The following is a 1,875-nucleotide window of genomic DNA, read 5'->3' as shown; positions in this document are numbered from 1 at the left end:
CGACCGGTTCCTCCCGGTGTGGATCGGGGTGGCCATGGTGGCCGGCCTGCTCCTGGGCCGGTGGGTCACCGGCCTCGATGACGCGCTGGCAGCGGTCGAGGTCGGCTCCGTCTCCCTGCCCATCGCCATCGGCCTGCTGGTGATGATGTATCCGGTCCTCGCGAAGGTCCGCTACGACGAGCTCGGCCACGTGACCGGCGACCGGCGACTGCTCGCCACGTCCATCGTCTTGAACTGGGTCCTCGGACCGGCGCTGATGTTCGCGCTCGCCTGGCTGCTGCTGCCCGACCTGCCGGAGTACCGCACCGGCCTCATCATCGTCGGGCTGGCGCGCTGCATCGCCATGGTGCTGATCTGGAACGACCTCGCCGGCGGTGACCGGGAGGCCGCCGCCATCCTGGTCGCGCTCAACGCGGTCTTCCAGATCCTCGCCTTCGCCCTCCTCGGCTACTTCTACCTGCAGGTGCTGCCCGGCTGGCTCGGCCTCGACCAGACCGGCCTCGACGTCTCCATGTGGGCCATCGCGAAGTCGGTGCTGGTGTTCCTCGGCATCCCGCTCCTCGCCGGGTTCCTCACCAGGACGATCGGTGAACGCGCCAAGGGCCGCGAGTGGTACGAGACGGCCTTCTTGCCCCGGATCGGCCCCGCTGCCCTGTACGGGCTGCTCTTCACGATCGTGCTGCTCTTCGCACTGCAGGGCGACACCATCACCAACCAGCCCCTTGACGTGCTCCGCATCGCGCTGCCGCTGCTCGCCTACTTCGTCCTCATGTGGGGCGGGTCCATGCTGCTGACCAGGGCGCTCGGCTTCGACTACCAGCGAGCCACGGCCGTCTCCTTCACCGCGGCCGGCAACAACTTCGAGCTGGCCATCGCGGTGGCCATCGGCGTCTTCGGCGTCGCCTCCGGGCAGGCTCTCGCCGGGGTCGTCGGACCCCTCATCGAGGTCCCCGTCCTGGTCGGCCTCGTCTACGTCAGCCTCTGGGCCCGCACGTTCTACCCCCACCGGGAGACCACAGGAGCCACCCCATGACCACGACCGGATCGACCTCCCCTCCCCAGGTGGTCTTCGCGTGCATTCGCAACGGCGGGCGCTCGGTCATCAGTCGGGTGCTCACCGAGCACTACGCCGGCGGCCGCGTCACCGCCCTCTCGGCCGGCACCCGGCCCGGGGAGCACATCCATGCCGAAGTCGCCGAGGTGCTCGAGAGCCTCGGCCTCGACACCTCCGAGGAGAGGCCCGAGCTCCTGACCCGCGACACCATCGCCGCCAGCACGATGGCCATCACGCTCGGCTGCGGCGAGGAGTGCCCCTACGTGCCGGGCGTGACGTATCGGGACTGGCCGGTCGCCGACCCGGGCGGTCAGGACGACGCGACCGTGCGAGAGATCATCGCCGACCTCGACGGGCGAGTGCGATCGCTTCTCGTCGAGCTCGTGCCCGACATCGAGCTGCCCGTTTCAGTCCTCGAACAGGCCTGAGGACGCCACCCACGCCCGACGGGTGTCGCAGTAATCTCGCCGACATGACAGTCTCGCGACGACGGCTCCGAGCGAGAGCCGTCGGGTCTGGAGGATCACGGGTGTTCTCTCGAGTTGCGATCGTGAACCGCGGCGAGGCTGCGATGCGGCTGATCCACGCCGTCCGCGACCTGAACGCGCAGGGTGGTGAGGCGCAGTTCCGCACGATCGCTCTGTACACCGACGAGGAACGAACGGCGATGTTCGTGCGGGAGGCCGACGAGGCCTACCCGCTGGGACCCGCCTCGGCACGTCCTTACATCGACCTGGCCGTCCTCGAGCGAGTGCTGGTCGAGTGCGCGGCCGACGCCGTCTGGGTCGGGTGGGGCTTCGTCGCGGAGGATCCTGCGTTCG

Annotated in this window: 3 protein-coding genes; all 3 read left to right on the top strand. The window is 69.4% G+C overall.

Going from position 1 to position 1,875, the window contains the following annotated elements; translation table 11 throughout:
- Window positions 1–1,033, top strand: a 1,033-nt coding sequence (gene arsB, locus RMO85_RS19500; protein ID WP_310530372.1) for an ACR3 family arsenite efflux transporter, incomplete at its 5' end; no start/stop codon positions are given.
- Complete coding sequence (locus tag RMO85_RS19495) at window positions 1,030–1,482, top strand: heat-shock protein HtpX (protein ID WP_310530371.1); 453 nt, start codon at window positions 1,030–1,032, stop codon at window positions 1,480–1,482. The genes arsB and RMO85_RS19495, both read left to right, overlap by 4 nt.
- A gap of 101 nt (window positions 1,483–1,583) precedes the next feature.
- Window positions 1,584–1,875 (top strand): biotin carboxylase N-terminal domain-containing protein (locus RMO85_RS19490; RefSeq protein WP_310530370.1); only part of this gene is annotated, 292 nt, incomplete at its 3' end.

The sequence above is a fragment of the Nocardioides sp. genome, assembly GCF_031422975.1.
Lineage (GTDB): Bacteria > Actinomycetota > Actinomycetes > Propionibacteriales > Nocardioidaceae > Nocardioides.
The sequence above is the reverse complement of the archived record's forward strand: the minus strand, read 5'-3'. Positions and strand labels throughout refer to the sequence as shown.